Source organism: Kribbella sp. NPDC000426 (genome assembly GCF_040300265.1).
GTDB lineage: Bacteria > Actinomycetota > Actinomycetes > Propionibacteriales > Kribbellaceae > Kribbella.
Genome location: NZ_JBEPDK010000002.1, coordinates 984,002 through 997,820 on the forward strand (window position 1 = coordinate 984,002; position 13,819 = coordinate 997,820).

Below are 13,819 nucleotides of genomic sequence, written 5' to 3' on the forward strand. Positions count from 1 at the left end.
GCAATGTAGTCTGTTCATCGATGGAACCGTCGAGTTCACCCTCAGTCATCACCGAGCCTGCCGGAGCTGGGTCAGGCGAGCCGCTGGCGCACCGGCGGCTCGTCTTCGGCATCGTCGCGATCGCGCTGCTGATGGCATCGATCGATCAGACCATAGTGGCGACGGCGCTGAATGCAATCCGCAGCGACCTGAACGCCGAACTGACCTGGAGCGGCTGGACGATCACCGTCTACGCGCTCGGCCAGATCATCGTGATGCCGCTGGCCGGCCGGCTCGGCGACCAGTTCGGCCGGAAGAAGATCTTCCTCGGTGCGGCGGCGCTGTTCACGGTCGCCTCGTTGTGCTGCAGCCTGGCCGACAACATCTATCTGCTGGTGATCTTCCGCGCGTTCCAGGCGATCGGCGGCGGCGCGTTCATGCCGACCGCGACCGGCATCGTCGCCGAACAGTTCGGCCGCGACCGGGACCGGGCGATCGGGATGTTCACCTCGATCTTTCCGATCGGCGGCATCATCGGCCCGATCATCGGCGGCATCATCGTCACGTACTGGTCCTGGCGCGAGATCTTCGTGGTGAACATCCCGATCGGTCTGCTGCTGATCGTCCTCGGCCTCCGGTTCATCCCGAGCAGCGCACCGAAGGCGGCCTCCCGCATCGACGGGACCGGCGCCTTCCTGCTCGCGGTGACGATGCTGTTCGGCATGTACGGGATCAGTTCGCTCGGCAGCACCGGTGCGGAGCCCACCGACCCGCAGTTCATCGTGCCGATGGTGATCGCGCTCGCGCTCGGCTTCCTGTTCGTCCGGCACGCGAACCGGCACGCGGCGCCGTTCATCCCGGTCAGCCTGCTGCGCGGACGCGGGTTCGGCGCCATGAACACGATCAACTTCCTCTTCGGCGCCGCCATGCTCGGCTTCGGCGCACTCGTCCCGCTGTACGCCGAATCGCGGTACGGCATCCAGCCGCTGCAGGCCGGCACGCTACTCACGGCACGGGCCGTCGGGATGATCTGCGTTGCGGGGCTGGCGGTGTTCGCGCTCCGCCGGACCGGGTATCGGGCTCCCATGGTCGGCGGATTCGTGCTGGTCGCGGGCGGGATGACGCTGATGTCGCTCGCCCCGCACGGCCTCACGCCGTACGCCTGGCTGGCGATGGCGGCGGGCATCACCGGGATCGGGATGGGTCTGTCGATCCCGGCGTCGAACAACGCCAGCCTGCAGCTGGCCCCTGATCAGATCTCCGCGATCGCCGGTCTGCGCGGCATGTTCCGCCAGTCGGGCGGCATCGTCGCCGTCTCGATCACCACCGCGATCCTGAATCACGCCACGAACGCAGGCACCGCCCAGGCCCACAGCTTCGTGGTCTTCGCCGCCATCCTGCTGCTGATGATCCCGATCACGTTCCTGGTTCCCGACCACCGCGGGACCTGGTGAAGTCGATGATCAGCCGGGTCAGCTCCTCAGGCTGATCCTCCGGAATGAAGGCACAGGAGTCGGCGACCACGCTGACTGTTGCGTCGGGCAACGTTTCTGCCAGGCGTTCGAAGAGGTACGGCGCGAAGACGCGGTCGTCCGCCGCTTGCACCAGCAGGACCGGCCTGGTGAAGCCGGTCAGCGCCTCGGCGGCCGCGAGCGTGTAGCTGTTGTCGACGCTCGCGATGAACCGCTTGGCGTCTCGACGGATGTCGGCGCTGTCGCGGATCGGCTGTAGGTAGGAGTCGAGGATCGCGGCCGGAATACCGCGCTTGGCCAGCAGGCCGAAGGTGTTCGGCAGGCGGCGTACGACGTTGAACTGGAGGAGGCGGCTCGCGAGCCAGATCGCGCCCGGGAGACGGGCCAGTTTGGGGAGCTTGTCGAACCCGGGTGGGAAGAAGTCCTCGAAGGCGTCGCACGGCGTGAGCACCACGCGGCCCACTCGCTCGGGGTGGTTGGCCATCAGGATCTGGGTGAGAGCGCCGCCGGTGTCGTTGGCGACGACGGTGACGTCGGTGAGGTCGAGCTCCGCCAGGAAGTCCGCGATCAGCTTGGCGACCCCGGGCGGCGTGAGGTCGGCCTCGGGTGCCATCGGCAACTGATGGGCGCCGAGCGGCCAGTTCGGCGCGATACAGCGGAAGCCGGCCGCGGCGACGTCCGGCACGACCTTCCGCCAGAGGCCGGCGTTGACCAGCAGGCCGTGCACGAACACGACGGCCGGTCCGGTGCCGGTCTCCGAGTAGGTCACACCGGCGGCGGTCTTCATACCGCTCGAGTTTATACGGCTTCACCCATCCGGTGGCCGAGCTGGGACGAAGTACTCGTGTCCTGTCGAGCTTCCGCCTTGGGGTGTTGTTGATGATCACGCTGGCCTTCATCGGACTGCTCGGCGGTCTGATCACCGGGGTGTCTCCGTGTGTGCTGCCGATGCTCCCGATCATCTTCTTCGCCGGAGCCGGAAACGGAACTGGAAACGGGGCCGGTGACACGTCCAAGCGCCGCGACCTGCGGCCGGTGAAGATCATCGTCGGGATCGTCGTGAGCTTCAGCGTGTTCACGCTGGTCGGGTCCGTGATCCTCTCAGTGCTCGGCCTGCCCGACGACTTCCTCCGGTGGGCCGGTCTGACCATCCTCACGCTGGTCGGGCTAGGTCTCATCGTGCCCGCGCTCGGCCACCTGATCGAGAAGCCGTTCTACCGGCTGCCCAAGATCAACCGGAACGACAATGGCGCGTTCGTCCTCGGGCTGGGGCTCGGCACGCTGTACGTGCCGTGCGCAGGCCCGGTCCTCGCCGCGATCACAGTCGCCGGCGCCACCGGCAACATCGGCTGGCGAACCGTCGTACTCACGGTGTCGTTCGCACTCGGCGCCGCGCTGCCGCTGCTGATCTTCGCCTCGGCCGGTTCGCGGATCTCGCAGCGGGTCAAGGCGTACCGCAGTCATGCCCGCGGCTTCCGGATCGGCGGCGGGGTCGTGATGATCCTGCTCGCCGGCGCACTGGCCTTCAACATCACCGATGTGATCCAGCGCGAGCTGCCGTCGTACACCAGTGGGCTGGAGAAGAAGGTCGCCGAGAACAAGACGGTGCAGGGCGCACTCGCGCCGGCCATCGGCAATGCATCGACCGAGCTGAGCAAGTGCACGCCGGGCGCGGCGGAGCTGGCCTCGTGCGGGCCGGCGCCGGAGCTCCACGGTACGCAGAAGTGGTTCAACGGATCGCCCACCACCCTGGCCGATCTCAAGGGCAAGGTCGTCCTGGTCGACTTCTGGGCCTATTCCTGCATCAACTGCCAGCGCGCGACGCCGCATCTGCTGGCGTGGGACAAGGCGTACAAGTCCTTGGGGCTGGAGATCATCGGCGTCCACTCCCCCGAGTTCGCGTTCGAGAAGGACGCCCGCAACGTCGCGTCGGCGATCCGCAAGGAAGGCATCGAGTATCCGGTGGTCCAGGACAACAACCTTGCCACCTGGACGGCGTACCGGAACCAGTACTGGCCGGCGAAGTACCTGATCGATGCCGACGGCACCGTTCGCTCGATCACCTTCGGCGAAGGCAACTACGCACAGACCGAACAGCAGATCCGCGACCTCCTCACCGCCGCGAACCCGAACACCAAGCTGCCCAAGCCGGTGGACGGCACCGTGAAGGCCGACGTCGGCGTCGACGGCCGTACGCCGGAGACGTACCTGGCCTACTCGCGCTCGGCCAACCTCGCCGGTACGTCGGGCAAGCTCACCCCCGGCAAGACCGTTGCCTTCGGCCTCAATCCCGCGCAGCCGAACGACACCTACAGCCTCGGCGGCAACTGGGCCGTCGGCACCCAGAGCGTCACGTCGACCAGCGGCTCCCAGGCACGCCTCAACTTCAACGCCTCGAAGGTGTACCACGTGTTGTCCGGCCACGGCACCGTCACCGTCTCGATTCCCGGCGAGCCCGACCGCGTCATCCAGGTCGACGGCACCCCGAACGCCTACCAGTTGGTCGACAAGCCGGCCGCCGAACGGAAGACCATGACCCTCACTTACACGGCGGGAATCTCCGCCTTCACCTTCAGCTTCGGCTGACCCTGGCCGCGGCCACACCGAGCATCGCGGCGCCGACGGGTACGTCGTCTCGACGCCGCCGGCTCACCAGCAGTTCACGATTGCGGAGACCAGCGATCGAACGCTGCTGGCCGAAGCGCTCAAGGAGAAGAACTACGAGAAGATGTCGAAGGCTCTCGCCGACAGCGGCATCGAGAAGTGGATCTTCGACACGCACGCGCTGACGATCGCGTACCTCGACAAGGCCGGTAACACCCTCCTCCAGGAGGACATCAGGTAGACCGCAGCAGCCGATCGAGCTCGTGCGGGTCGACGGGTTCGGCTGTGCCGAGGTGGCGGCCGATGTGGACGAACCGGATCAGCTGCTCGAGCACGACAGCAGCTCTGAAGGTTTCGGCCGGATTCGGCCCGGTGGTGAACAGGCCCTGACCTGGCATCAGGACGGCCGGTGAGCTCGTCGCCGCCAACGTGTCGACGATCCCTCGGCCCCGGTCCGAGACGTAGGGACCCACCGGGATCGGGCCGTCGAACCCGTCCGCGATCGTCGGCACGTGCGGGATCTGCTCGCCCCGCGCCGCCCAGGCGAGCGAGAGCGTCGATCGGGTGTTCACGACGCTCCCCACACCAGGCATCTCGCGGTACACGCAGGCGTGCGCGTCACCTGCGTCCGACGGAGCAAGCACGCCCTCGAGTACCTCTCCCGACAGGTCCGTCAGCACGACCGAATCGGTCGACAGGCCCTCGACGGAGACTCCCGAGGGCTTGATCACCAACCTGTCGGCACGACGGATCGACACGACGCCGGTCGTGAACAAGAAGGCATCCGCGGCACTCCGGCGGAGTTCCTCGACGGCTTGGCCGACTCCGGCCATCGACATCAGCGAGCGCCGGCGCGGGTGAGTCGGTGGTAGACGTCGTTCCAGTGCAGCTCGCGCTGGAACTCGCGCACGGTGGTCGACGCGTCGATGACGGCCAGCTCGACCGAGAGCAGGTCGGCGAAGTCCTCGTACACCTCGCGATCGAGGGCCGTCGTCAGCACGGTGTGGTGCGGCCCACCGGCGGTCAGCCAGGATTCCGCGGACGTCGCCAAGGACGGCTCGGGCTTCCACACCGCACAGGCGACCGGCAACTGCGGCAGCGCCGCATCCGGCTCGACGACGTGTACGACGTTCGCCGTCAGCCGGAACCGATCGCCCAGATCGGCGATCCCGACCACGATGCCCGCGCCGGGATCAGCCGTGAAGCGCAGGCGGACGGGGTCCTCGCGACCACCGATGGAGAGCGGATGGATTTCGAGCGACGGGCGCTCCGACGTGAGCGACGGACACACCTCGAGCATGTGGGCGCCGAGGATCTTCTCCTCCCCCGGCACCAGGTGGTACGTGTAGTCCTCCATGAACGACGTGCCGCCGGGCAGCCCGCCGGCCATCGCCTTGCTCGCGCGCAGCAACACCGACGTCTTCCAGTCGCCCTCGCCGCCGAAGCCGTACCCGTCGGCCATCAACCGCTGCACCGCCAGGCCGGGCAGCTGACGGAGCCCGCCCAGATCCTCGAAGTTCGAGGTGAACGCACCGAATCCACCCTCGGTCAGGAACGATCGCAGGCCGAGCTCGATCCGGGCGCCGTACCGTAGGGACTCGTGCCGGTCACCGCCCGGCAGCAACTCGGGCGCGACGGTGTAGGTGTCGGCGTACTCCTGCACGAGCGGGTCGATCTCCCCGTCGGCCACACCGTCGACAGCGGCGACGAGCTCGTTGACGCTGTAGGTGTTGACCGATACACCGAACCTCAGCTGCGCCTCGACCTTGTCCCCCTCGGTGACCGCGACGTCGCGCATATTGTCACCGAACCTGGCGAGCTTGAGCGACCGCAGTTCCGCGACACCGAGCGCGGCGCGGGCCCAGTGCCCGACCCGCTCCTGCACGTCACGGGACTCGACGTGGCCGGCAACGGTCTTGCGCGGTACGTGCAGGCGGGACTGGATGTAGCCGAACTCCCGGTCGCCGTGGGCGGCCTGGTTGAGGTTCATGAAGTCCATGTCGATCGTTGCCCATGGCAACGCGACGTTGGCCTGCGTGTGCAGGTGCAGCAGCGGCTTGCGGAGCGCGTCGAGGCCGGCGATCCACATCTTCGCGGGCGAGAACGTGTGCATCCAGGCGATCACGCCGACGCACTCCGGAGCGCTGTTTGCCTCGAGCATCTGGCGGTGGATCGCACCGGCGTCGAGCAGCACCGGCTTCCAGACGACGTCCACCGGCAGGTTGGCGCCGACGAGCCGCTTCGCGACGGCCTGGGACTGTTCGGCGACCTGCTCGAGAGTGCCGGGACCGTACAGGCCCTGGCTGCCGGTGAGGAACCAGACCTCGCGCAGCGTGCTGTTCACAGACATGTGGTCCTTCCCGGGTCGTGCAGTGGTCATCGTTGTCCGTAGACGTTCTGGTAGCGATCGAAGAGGCTGTCGATATAGGTCTGCTCGATCGGGATCGGCTCACCGAGCTGGCGGGCGAGATGCACCGTGCGGGCGACGTCCTCGCACATCACCGCCGCCTTGACCGCGGCCTTGGCGGTCGGCCCGATCGTGAACACGCCGTGGTTCTGCATCAGCACCGCGGGCGAGCGCGAGTCGCGCAGCGTCTCGACGATGCCGCGGCCGATCGAGTCGTCGCCGATGATCGCGAACGGCCCGACCGGGATCGGGCCGCCGAACTCGTCGGCGCACATCGTCGTCACGCACGGGATCGACTCCCCGCGCGCGGCCCAGGCGACGGCGTACGGCGAGTGCGTGTGCACCACGCCGCCGACGTGCGGCATCTCCCGGTAGACGTACGCCTGCGCCTCGGTGTCCGAGGACGGCGCGTGCTCACCGTCGACGACGCGGCCGTCGAGATCGCAGACGACCATGTTGGCCGGCGTCAGCTCGTCGTACGCGACCCCGCTCGGCTTGATCACCATCAGGTCGTGGCCGGGGACCCGGGCGGAGACGTTGCCCGCCGTCCAGACCACCAGCCCGTACGCCGGAAGATGCGCGTGCAGCTGGGACACCTCGGACCGCAGCCGGGTGAGGGTGTCGGCGACTTCCGCGATCACGCTCATCGGCCCTCCAGAGCAGTACGCCGGATCGACTTGAGCTTGCGCATCAACCGGCTGTCCCGCCCGAAGTAGTCGTGCAGCTCGAGGTACAGCTCGAACAGCTGGTCGTAGGCCTTGGCCCGCTCCTCGTCGGGGAGGTGGACGCCGCGCCGGACCTTGCCCATGTTCTTGGCGGCAGCCGGAACGTCGGGATAGGCACCGGCCGCGACCGCGGCGTGGATCGCCGAACCGAGCGCCGGTCCTTGTTCGGAGTCGATAATCGAGAGCGGAAGCCGGGTGACGTCGGCGTAGATCTGCATCAGCAGCGTGTTCTTCGCCAGCCCGCCCGCGATGATCAGCTCCTTCACTCCTACGCCGCTGTCGCCGAACGTCTCGGTGATCACCCGCGTACCGAAGGCCGTTGCCTCGAGCAACGCTCGGTAGCCGTCCTCGGGACGAGTCGCCAGCGTCTGCCCGACGACCAGGCCCGACAGCTCATGGTCGACGAGCACCGACCGGTTGCCGCTGTGCCAGTCCAGCGCGACGAGCCCGTGCTCGCCCACGGCCTGCTCAGCCGCGAGCCTGGTGAGGTGCTCGTGCAGCGACTCCCCGGCTGCGGCCGCGGCCTCGTGATACGACGGCGGTACGGCGTTGTCGACGTACCAGCCGAAGATGTCGCCGACGCCGCTCTGGCCGGCTTCGTAGCCCCAGCTTCCCGCGATGATGCCGCCTTCGACGACGCCGCACATGCCGGGAACCTCGCGCAGCGCATCAGAGCTCATCACGTGGCAGGTCGACGTACCCATGATGGCGACCATCTGTCCGGCCTCGACGGCCTGGGCTGCCGGCGCTGTCACGTGCGCGTCGACGTTCCCGACGGCGACCGCGATACCCGCCGGCAGACCGGTCCACCCCGATGCCTCGGCCGTCAGCGTGCCGGCGGCGGATCCGAGCTGACCGATCGGGTGCTCCAGCTTGTCGGCGACGAACGGCCCGAAGCCCGGCGCGAGGCCTTCGAGGAAGTCCGTCGACGGGTAGTGGCCGTCCTGCAGGATTCCCTTGTAGCCGGCGGTGCACGCGTTGCGGACGTAGCTGCCGCACAACTGCCACACGATCCAGTCGGCGGCCTCGACCCAGCGCTCCATCCGGTCGTAGAGCTCGCGGTCCTCCTCGAACAGCTGCAACGCCTTCGCGAACTCCCACTCCGACGAGATCAGCCCGCCGTACCGCGGCAGCCAGCTCTCGCCCCGGTCCCGCGCGAGCTCGTTGATCCGGTCGGCCTGCGGCTGCGCGGCGTGGTGCTTCCAGAGCTTGACGTAGGCGTGCGGCCGGTCCGCGAGCCCGTCGACCTCGTTCAGCGGCGTACCGTCGGCCAGGCAGGGCACCATCGTGCAGGCGGTGAAGTCGGTGGCGATGCCGATCACTTGCGCCGGGTCGATCCCGGCCGCGGCAACGGCGGCGGGTACGGCGGTCCGTAGTACGTCGCGGTAGTCGTCGGGAACCTGCAGCGCCCAGTCCGGCGACAGCCGCCGGCCGGTCGAAGGCAGCTGGTCGTCGATCACCGCGTGCGCGTACTCGTGCACGCCGGCGCCGAGCTCGGCCCCGTCGGACACACGAACGACGACGGCACGACCGGACAGTGTCCCGAAGTCCACTCCGACAACGAACTGTTCGGCAGGGCTCATGAGATCAAATTGTGAGCGTTAACATTCAGCGCTGTCAAGATTGGCCGAGGTGACCTAGGTGACCGCTGTTAGCGCTAACTGAGCCGCGGTGCGGCCGTCGAGTCGCGCACGACCAGGGCCGGACGGATCAGCTGGGTCGACGGGTCGGGATCGCCCTCCAGCGCGCTCAGCGTCAGCTCGACAGCGCGCCGGCCGAGCAGCGAGAACTCCTGGTCGACGGTCGTCAGAGCCGGCCAGAGGTACGGCGCCTCGGGCACGTTGTCGAATCCGACGACGCTGATCTCGCCGGGTACGTCGCGACCCTTCGCGTGCAAGGCGTACATGAGCCCGATCGCCATACCGTCGTTGGCCGCGAATACCGCGGTCACGTCCGGGTCCTCGGCGATCCGCAGACCCGCTTCGTACCCGCTCTTCGGCGACCAGTCACCCGCCAGCTCCGGCCCTGGCAGGACATGACGCTCCTCGTGCGCACTCTGCCAGCCCGCGCGACGCTGACCGGCCTCGACCCATTCCAGCGGTCCGGTCACGTGGGCGACGTGACGGTGACCGAGGTCCAGCAAGTGCTCCACCGCCAGCCGGGCACCGGCCTTCTGGTCGATCCCCACCGCCATCGGCTGTCCGGCACTCACACCTTGGACGACGACGATGGGCACAGCCGCATCGAGCGATCGGACCTGCTCGAGCGCCTCCCGATGCGCGACCGCCACGACGATTGCCTCGACCGCCTCGTCGAGCAGGCGACCGACCGCCTCCCGGAGCGACTCCGACGAGAAGTCCTCGACGGCGACCAGCGAGACGTCGTACCCAGCCTTGTGGCCGGCGTCCTGAACCGACACCGCGATCATGCTCGGCCCATGCAGAACGAGGTGTGCCGAAATCATCCCGATGCGGCGCGACCTGTTCGTCACCAGCAGCCGGGCCGCATTGTTCCGCCGGTAGCCGAGCGCCGCGATCGCCGCCTCCACGCGAGCGCGAGTGTCGGCGCGCACCAACTCCGACCCGTTCAGCACCCGCGACACGGTCTGATGCGAGACACCGGCCGCAGCCGCCACATCGGTCATGCTCGGAGCCCGCCCGACGCCCTCGCTCGCTCTCGCCATGAAGAAATAGTAGGTATCCAACTCCGCTTCGAGACACAACGTTCGGATTGGTTGCCCATGGCGTGTTCGCGTAGCGTCAGACTCGGGGTGGAACCGCGACGACCTTGCCGTGGATTTCGCCCGCGTCGGCTTGCTGGTGGATCGTGGGTAGCTCGCTCAGGGGGACGCGTCGGGTGATCTCGACGTGGAGGTCGCCGGTGTCGATGAGGGCGACGAGGTGGGAGAGCACGTCTGCGTCGGGGTGGACGAAGATCGTGACCGCGCGGACGTTTCGCTCCTCGTCACCTGGCGTCGGCACGCGGGGAGTCGTCGAGACCACGACGCCGCCGTCACGGACTCGTGCGACCAGCGCCGTGAATCCGTCCGGAGTGATCGGGGCCAGGTTCAGCAGTACGTCGACCGGTTCGGTGACCGCGTCGAGCAGAGCGGTGGCCGTGTGGTCGACGATCTCGTCGGCACCGGCTGCCTTGACGATGTCGCTGCTGCGCGGGCTCGCGGTGGCGATGACGTACGCACCCGCGCGCTTGGCCAGCTGTACGGCGTATCCACCGACCGGGCCGCCGGCGCCGTTGATCAGAACCCGCTGACCGGCCTTGAGTTCGCCGCCCTCGAAGAGTGCCTGTGAGGCGGTGAGCCCGACCGACGGCAACCCGGCAGCATCGGCAAGCGGGATGCGCGTCGGCGCCTTGACCAGCATGTCCGCCGGCGCGACGACGTACTGCGCCGCTGAGCCGTCCGCGGCCATCGGGATGAACCCGACCACGTTCTCGCCCACCGTCAGACCGTCCACCCCGTCGCCGAGCGCGTCGATCGTGCCGGAGACGTCGTAGCCCGGAACATGTGGCAGCGTCACCGGGATCGGCAAGAATCCGCCGCGGATGCCGCCGTCGGCCGGGTTGTACGCCGACCCGGCGACCCGGATGCGCACCTGCCCCGCGCCGGGCACCGGCACCTCGGCGTCTTCATAGCGCAGCACCTCTGCGCCGCCCGTTTCATGGAACCGGACTGCCTTCATCATGGCTTCCCTTTCGCGATGTGCTTCGGATTCGAAGCAACTTCACGCTAACACTGCTTCGAATTGGAAGCAAGTACTTCGAGTTAGAAGCACTGATAGAGTCGGCTCATGACTTCCTCGCCGTCCTCTCTGGATGCCACGCAACTGGGCGCGTACTTCGCTCTGATCGAGGCGAGCAGCCTGCTGAAGCACGCCGTCGAGCTGCAACTGCAGGACGCCGGGGATCTCAGCTACGTGCAGTTCCAGCTCCTGGCCACCCTCGGCGACTCCCCCACAGGCAGCCGCCGGATGACCGATCTGGCCGACGGCGTCGTGTACAGCCGCAGCGGCCTGACCTACCAGGCCCAGACGCTGGAGAAGCGCGGCCTCGTGACCCGGACCCCGTCCTCCGACGACGAGCGCAGTACCACCGTGACCATTACCGAGGAGGGACGTGCGGTGCTCGCGGGCGTCTTCCCCGGGCACATCGCCGTCCTCGACGACCTGCTGTTCGCCCCGCTGTCCCGTTCCGACATCGAGACCCTCGCCGACATCCTCGGCCGCGCCCGGGATCACATGCGCCAGACCCCACCGCGCTCCGCCCAACAGCGGCGACGCAAGAAGGCAGCCGGAAGCTAGGCCGACGCGAGGCGAATGAGGGCGGTAGTCGCCACGCCGGCCGCGACGGCCGGGAGGATCGGCAGCCGCAGCAGGTTGAGGCCGCCGGCGACAGCTACTCCGACCAGCTCGGTCCAGTCGATGTCCCGACCCAGGTCGGTGACGATCAAGCCGGCGAGCAGCGCCGGCGCGGTCAGGCGGGTGATGTCGACCAGGGCCGGCGGGAGGTCCCGCTTGCCGAAGATCAGCGGTCCTGCCGCTTTCATCAGCCAGTTAGCGGCGCTGACGGCCAGTATCGACAGCCACAGCTTCATCAGGCCTCCTTCGTCGCAATCCGATCAGGGTGGCCCCGGCCGCGCCGAGCAGGGCGTAGCTGGGGCCGGTGACGAACAACAGCCCGGCGGAGATCATCGCGCCGAGCGCACAGGCCAGGATCGCGCGGCGCGAACGACGTACCTCGTCGATCAGCAAGATGATGAAGAACGCCGGGAACGCCACGTCGAGACCGAGCTTGTGCATGAGCTCGGGCGAGGGAGCGGCCAGTACGCCGGCGGCCGTGCCCGCGGTCCAGCAGATCCATTGCGGGACGCTGACCCCGATCAGCCGCCAGATGTCGTACCGGTCGTCCTCCTGGTGCGCGGCCACGAACGACGCGTCGACGATCGCCTGCGCCTGTAGCACGCGCGCGAACCGGCCGCCGTGCAGGCTGGGCGTGATCGCGACGCTCATCACCAGGTACCGCACGTTGATCACCATCGCCGCGACGATCGCCGCCAGAACGGTTGCCCCAGACAACGAACTCAGCAACGTGAACTGCGCCGACCCGCTGAACGCGAACGCGGAGAACGCCACCGTCTCCACACTCCCCCACCCGCGTGCCCGCGCCTCGGCCCCGAAGTTGAGCGCCAGTACGCCGGTCGCGAGCGCCGGCCCGACACCGAGACGAAGGCCACCGACGAACGACTGCCGCCCGGGCCACGTCATACCGTCGCCCCGTCCCGCGCACGCTCGTAGTGGCGCCGAGCACGAGCCCGGTTCCCACAGTCGGCGGAGCTGCACCACCGCCGCGACCCGTTCTTGCTCCGATCCAGGAACAGCCAGCCGCAGCCGTCGTCCCCGCACTGCCGCAACCGCCCGAGATCCTCATCCTCGAACAGCCGCCAAACCGCCAGCCGTACGGCGCCGGCCGGATCAGCGGCCCGCCATCCGAACGGATCCATCTCGACCGAGGCTGACCGGACTACGCCGGCGATGAGCCCGTGCAGAGCGTCGATCGCGGCCCGCCCCGGCTGTTCCCCAACCGCGAGACGCGCCAGTACGCCGTACGCCACCTCCCGCGCAGCAACCAGGTCGTCGCGCAACTCCCCCGTCACCGCCTCGGCCGAGGTCACGTCCGCGGCAACGTAACGTCTGGCGGTCAGCAGGACACGGAGGAGCTATGACGACCGAACGGAAACCGCTGTTCTGTGACGCCGAGCTGGCGGAGCGGATCGAGCGTGCTGAGACCGACCTCATCGAAGCCACCGTCCTGGCCGCTCACCGGCGGCTCGGGGACGGGCGCGGATTCGTGATTCCGGTGGCAGGCGGGCTCGCGACCTTTGCCGACGACGACTCGCCGTTCAACAAGGTTGTCGGGGTCGGCTTCGGCGGTGTGCCGGCCGGCGACGTACTCGACGAGATCGAGCACGCGTACGCCGCGGTGGACGCGCCCGTGCAGGTCGAGCTGCCGCACCTCGCCGACCCCGAGATCGGCATCGTCCTCAGCCGGCGCGGATACCGGCTGGAGTCGTTCGAGAACGTGCTCGGGATCGCCGTCGCCGACAAGTACGACGTCACGCTGCCCGACAGCATCGAGGTCCGGCCGAGTGGTGACGACGAGCTCGATCTCTGGCTGAACCTGATGGCCGACGCCGTCGCCGTACCGGACACGCAGGGCGTTCCGTGGCGCGAGGAGTTCCCGCGCGACACCTACATCGAAGCCGAACGCGATGCCGCGGCGGCCGACATCGCGCGCTACGTCGCCGTACTGAACGGCGAGATCGCAGGCGGGGCCGGGCTCCGGACGGCCGGAGGCATCGCCCAGTTCGCGGGCGCGGCAACGCTCCCCGCCCATCGGCGCCACGGCATCCAGTCCGCGCTCCTGTTCACCCGCCTCGCCGACGCGGCCGCCGCAGGCTGCGACGTCGGCGTCATCACCACCCAACCGGCATCCAAGTCCCAACAGAACGCCCAACGCAGCGGCTTCGACCTCCTCTACACCCGCGCCGTCCTGGTGAAGGACTGACTATCCCACTCCAGGTGAGCCGAGCGAACTGGTTCCAGATCGGCGACACTAGG

Annotated in this window: 14 protein-coding genes and 1 pseudogene; 5 read left to right on the forward strand and 10 right to left on the reverse strand. The window is 68.4% G+C overall.

Annotation, left to right across the window (positions count from 1 at the left end):
* Nucleotides 1-20: 20 nt before the first annotated feature.
* Nucleotides 21-1,433, forward strand: a complete 1,413-nt coding sequence (locus ABT313_RS12400; protein ID WP_350851537.1) for an MFS transporter — start codon at nt 21-23, stop codon at nt 1,431-1,433.
* On the opposite strand, the gene ABT313_RS12405 is transcribed toward ABT313_RS12400, so the two are convergent.
* A complete protein-coding gene (locus tag ABT313_RS12405; protein ID WP_350851539.1) occupies nt 1,396-2,238 on the reverse strand; it encodes an alpha/beta fold hydrolase in 843 nt (280 codons plus the stop codon). The two genes, ABT313_RS12400 and ABT313_RS12405, sit on opposite strands and share 38 nt — an antisense overlap.
* Before the next feature lie 92 nt (nt 2,239-2,330).
* Between ABT313_RS12405 and ABT313_RS12410 the strand changes: the two genes are divergently transcribed.
* Nucleotides 2,331-4,037, forward strand: coding sequence for a cytochrome c biogenesis protein CcdA (locus tag ABT313_RS12410; RefSeq protein ID WP_350851541.1), 1,707 nt, complete (start codon nt 2,331-2,333; stop codon nt 4,035-4,037).
* Between the two features lie 22 nt (nt 4,038-4,059).
* Nucleotides 4,060-4,296 (forward strand): annotated as a pseudogene (locus ABT313_RS12415) (DUF1398 family protein); the annotation flags it as partial.
* On the opposite strand, the gene ABT313_RS12420 reads toward ABT313_RS12415, so the two are convergent.
* The 6 genes from ABT313_RS12420 to ABT313_RS12445 form a co-directional block, all read right to left on the reverse strand.
* Nucleotides 4,289-4,888, reverse strand: a complete 600-nt coding sequence (locus tag ABT313_RS12420; protein WP_350851542.1) for a class II aldolase/adducin family protein — start codon at nt 4,886-4,888, stop codon at nt 4,289-4,291. The pseudogene ABT313_RS12415 and the gene ABT313_RS12420 overlap by 8 nt on opposite strands.
* Before the next feature lie 5 nt (nt 4,889-4,893).
* Nucleotides 4,894-6,405, reverse strand: coding sequence for an L-arabinose isomerase (gene araA / locus ABT313_RS12425; protein ID WP_350851544.1), 1,512 nt, complete (start codon nt 6,403-6,405; stop codon nt 4,894-4,896).
* Nucleotides 6,406-6,431: 26 nt separating this feature from the next.
* On the reverse strand, nt 6,432-7,109 hold the full coding sequence (locus ABT313_RS12430; RefSeq protein ID WP_350851546.1) for an L-ribulose-5-phosphate 4-epimerase: 678 nt from the start codon (nt 7,107-7,109) through the stop codon (nt 6,432-6,434).
* Complete coding sequence (gene araB / locus ABT313_RS12435) at nt 7,106-8,770, reverse strand: ribulokinase (RefSeq protein ID WP_350851548.1); 1,665 nt, start codon at nt 8,768-8,770, stop codon at nt 7,106-7,108. Before araB ends, ABT313_RS12430 begins: the two co-directional genes overlap by 4 nt.
* A 74-nt stretch (nt 8,771-8,844) precedes the next feature.
* On the reverse strand, nt 8,845-9,870 hold the full coding sequence (locus tag ABT313_RS12440) for a LacI family DNA-binding transcriptional regulator (protein WP_350851550.1): 1,026 nt from the start codon (nt 9,868-9,870) through the stop codon (nt 8,845-8,847).
* A 76-nt stretch (nt 9,871-9,946) separates the two neighbouring features.
* On the reverse strand, nt 9,947-10,885 hold the full coding sequence (locus ABT313_RS12445) for an NADP-dependent oxidoreductase (protein ID WP_350851552.1): 939 nt from the start codon (nt 10,883-10,885) through the stop codon (nt 9,947-9,949).
* A gap of 108 nt (nt 10,886-10,993) precedes the next feature.
* Here ABT313_RS12445 and ABT313_RS12450 point away from each other — a divergent pair, with 108 nt between their 5' ends.
* Nucleotides 10,994-11,503: a MarR family winged helix-turn-helix transcriptional regulator gene (locus ABT313_RS12450; RefSeq protein ID WP_350851554.1), complete on the forward strand. Its 510-nt coding sequence runs from the start codon at nt 10,994-10,996 to the stop codon at nt 11,501-11,503.
* Here ABT313_RS12450 and ABT313_RS12455 read toward each other — a convergent pair.
* The 3 genes from ABT313_RS12455 to ABT313_RS12465 are packed head-to-tail and all read right to left on the reverse strand — an operon-like array spanning nt 11,500 to nt 12,873.
* Entirely contained in the window at nt 11,500-11,796 is a 297-nt protein-coding gene (locus ABT313_RS12455) for an AzlD domain-containing protein (protein WP_350851556.1), read from the reverse strand. The two genes, ABT313_RS12450 and ABT313_RS12455, sit on opposite strands and share 4 nt — an antisense overlap.
* Nucleotides 11,756-12,466: an AzlC family ABC transporter permease gene (locus ABT313_RS12460; protein WP_350851558.1), complete on the reverse strand. Its 711-nt coding sequence runs from the start codon at nt 12,464-12,466 to the stop codon at nt 11,756-11,758. Before ABT313_RS12460 ends, ABT313_RS12455 begins: the two co-directional genes overlap by 41 nt.
* Nucleotides 12,463-12,873, reverse strand: coding sequence for a CGNR zinc finger domain-containing protein (locus ABT313_RS12465; protein ID WP_350851560.1), 411 nt, complete (start codon nt 12,871-12,873; stop codon nt 12,463-12,465). The genes ABT313_RS12460 and ABT313_RS12465 overlap by 4 nt, the downstream gene beginning before the upstream one ends.
* Nucleotides 12,874-12,920: 47 nt before the next feature.
* Here ABT313_RS12465 and ABT313_RS12470 point away from each other — a divergent pair, with 47 nt between their 5' ends.
* Nucleotides 12,921-13,766, forward strand: coding sequence for a GNAT family N-acetyltransferase (locus ABT313_RS12470; protein ID WP_350851562.1), 846 nt, complete (start codon nt 12,921-12,923; stop codon nt 13,764-13,766).
* Nucleotides 13,767-13,819: the final 53 nt, after the last annotated feature.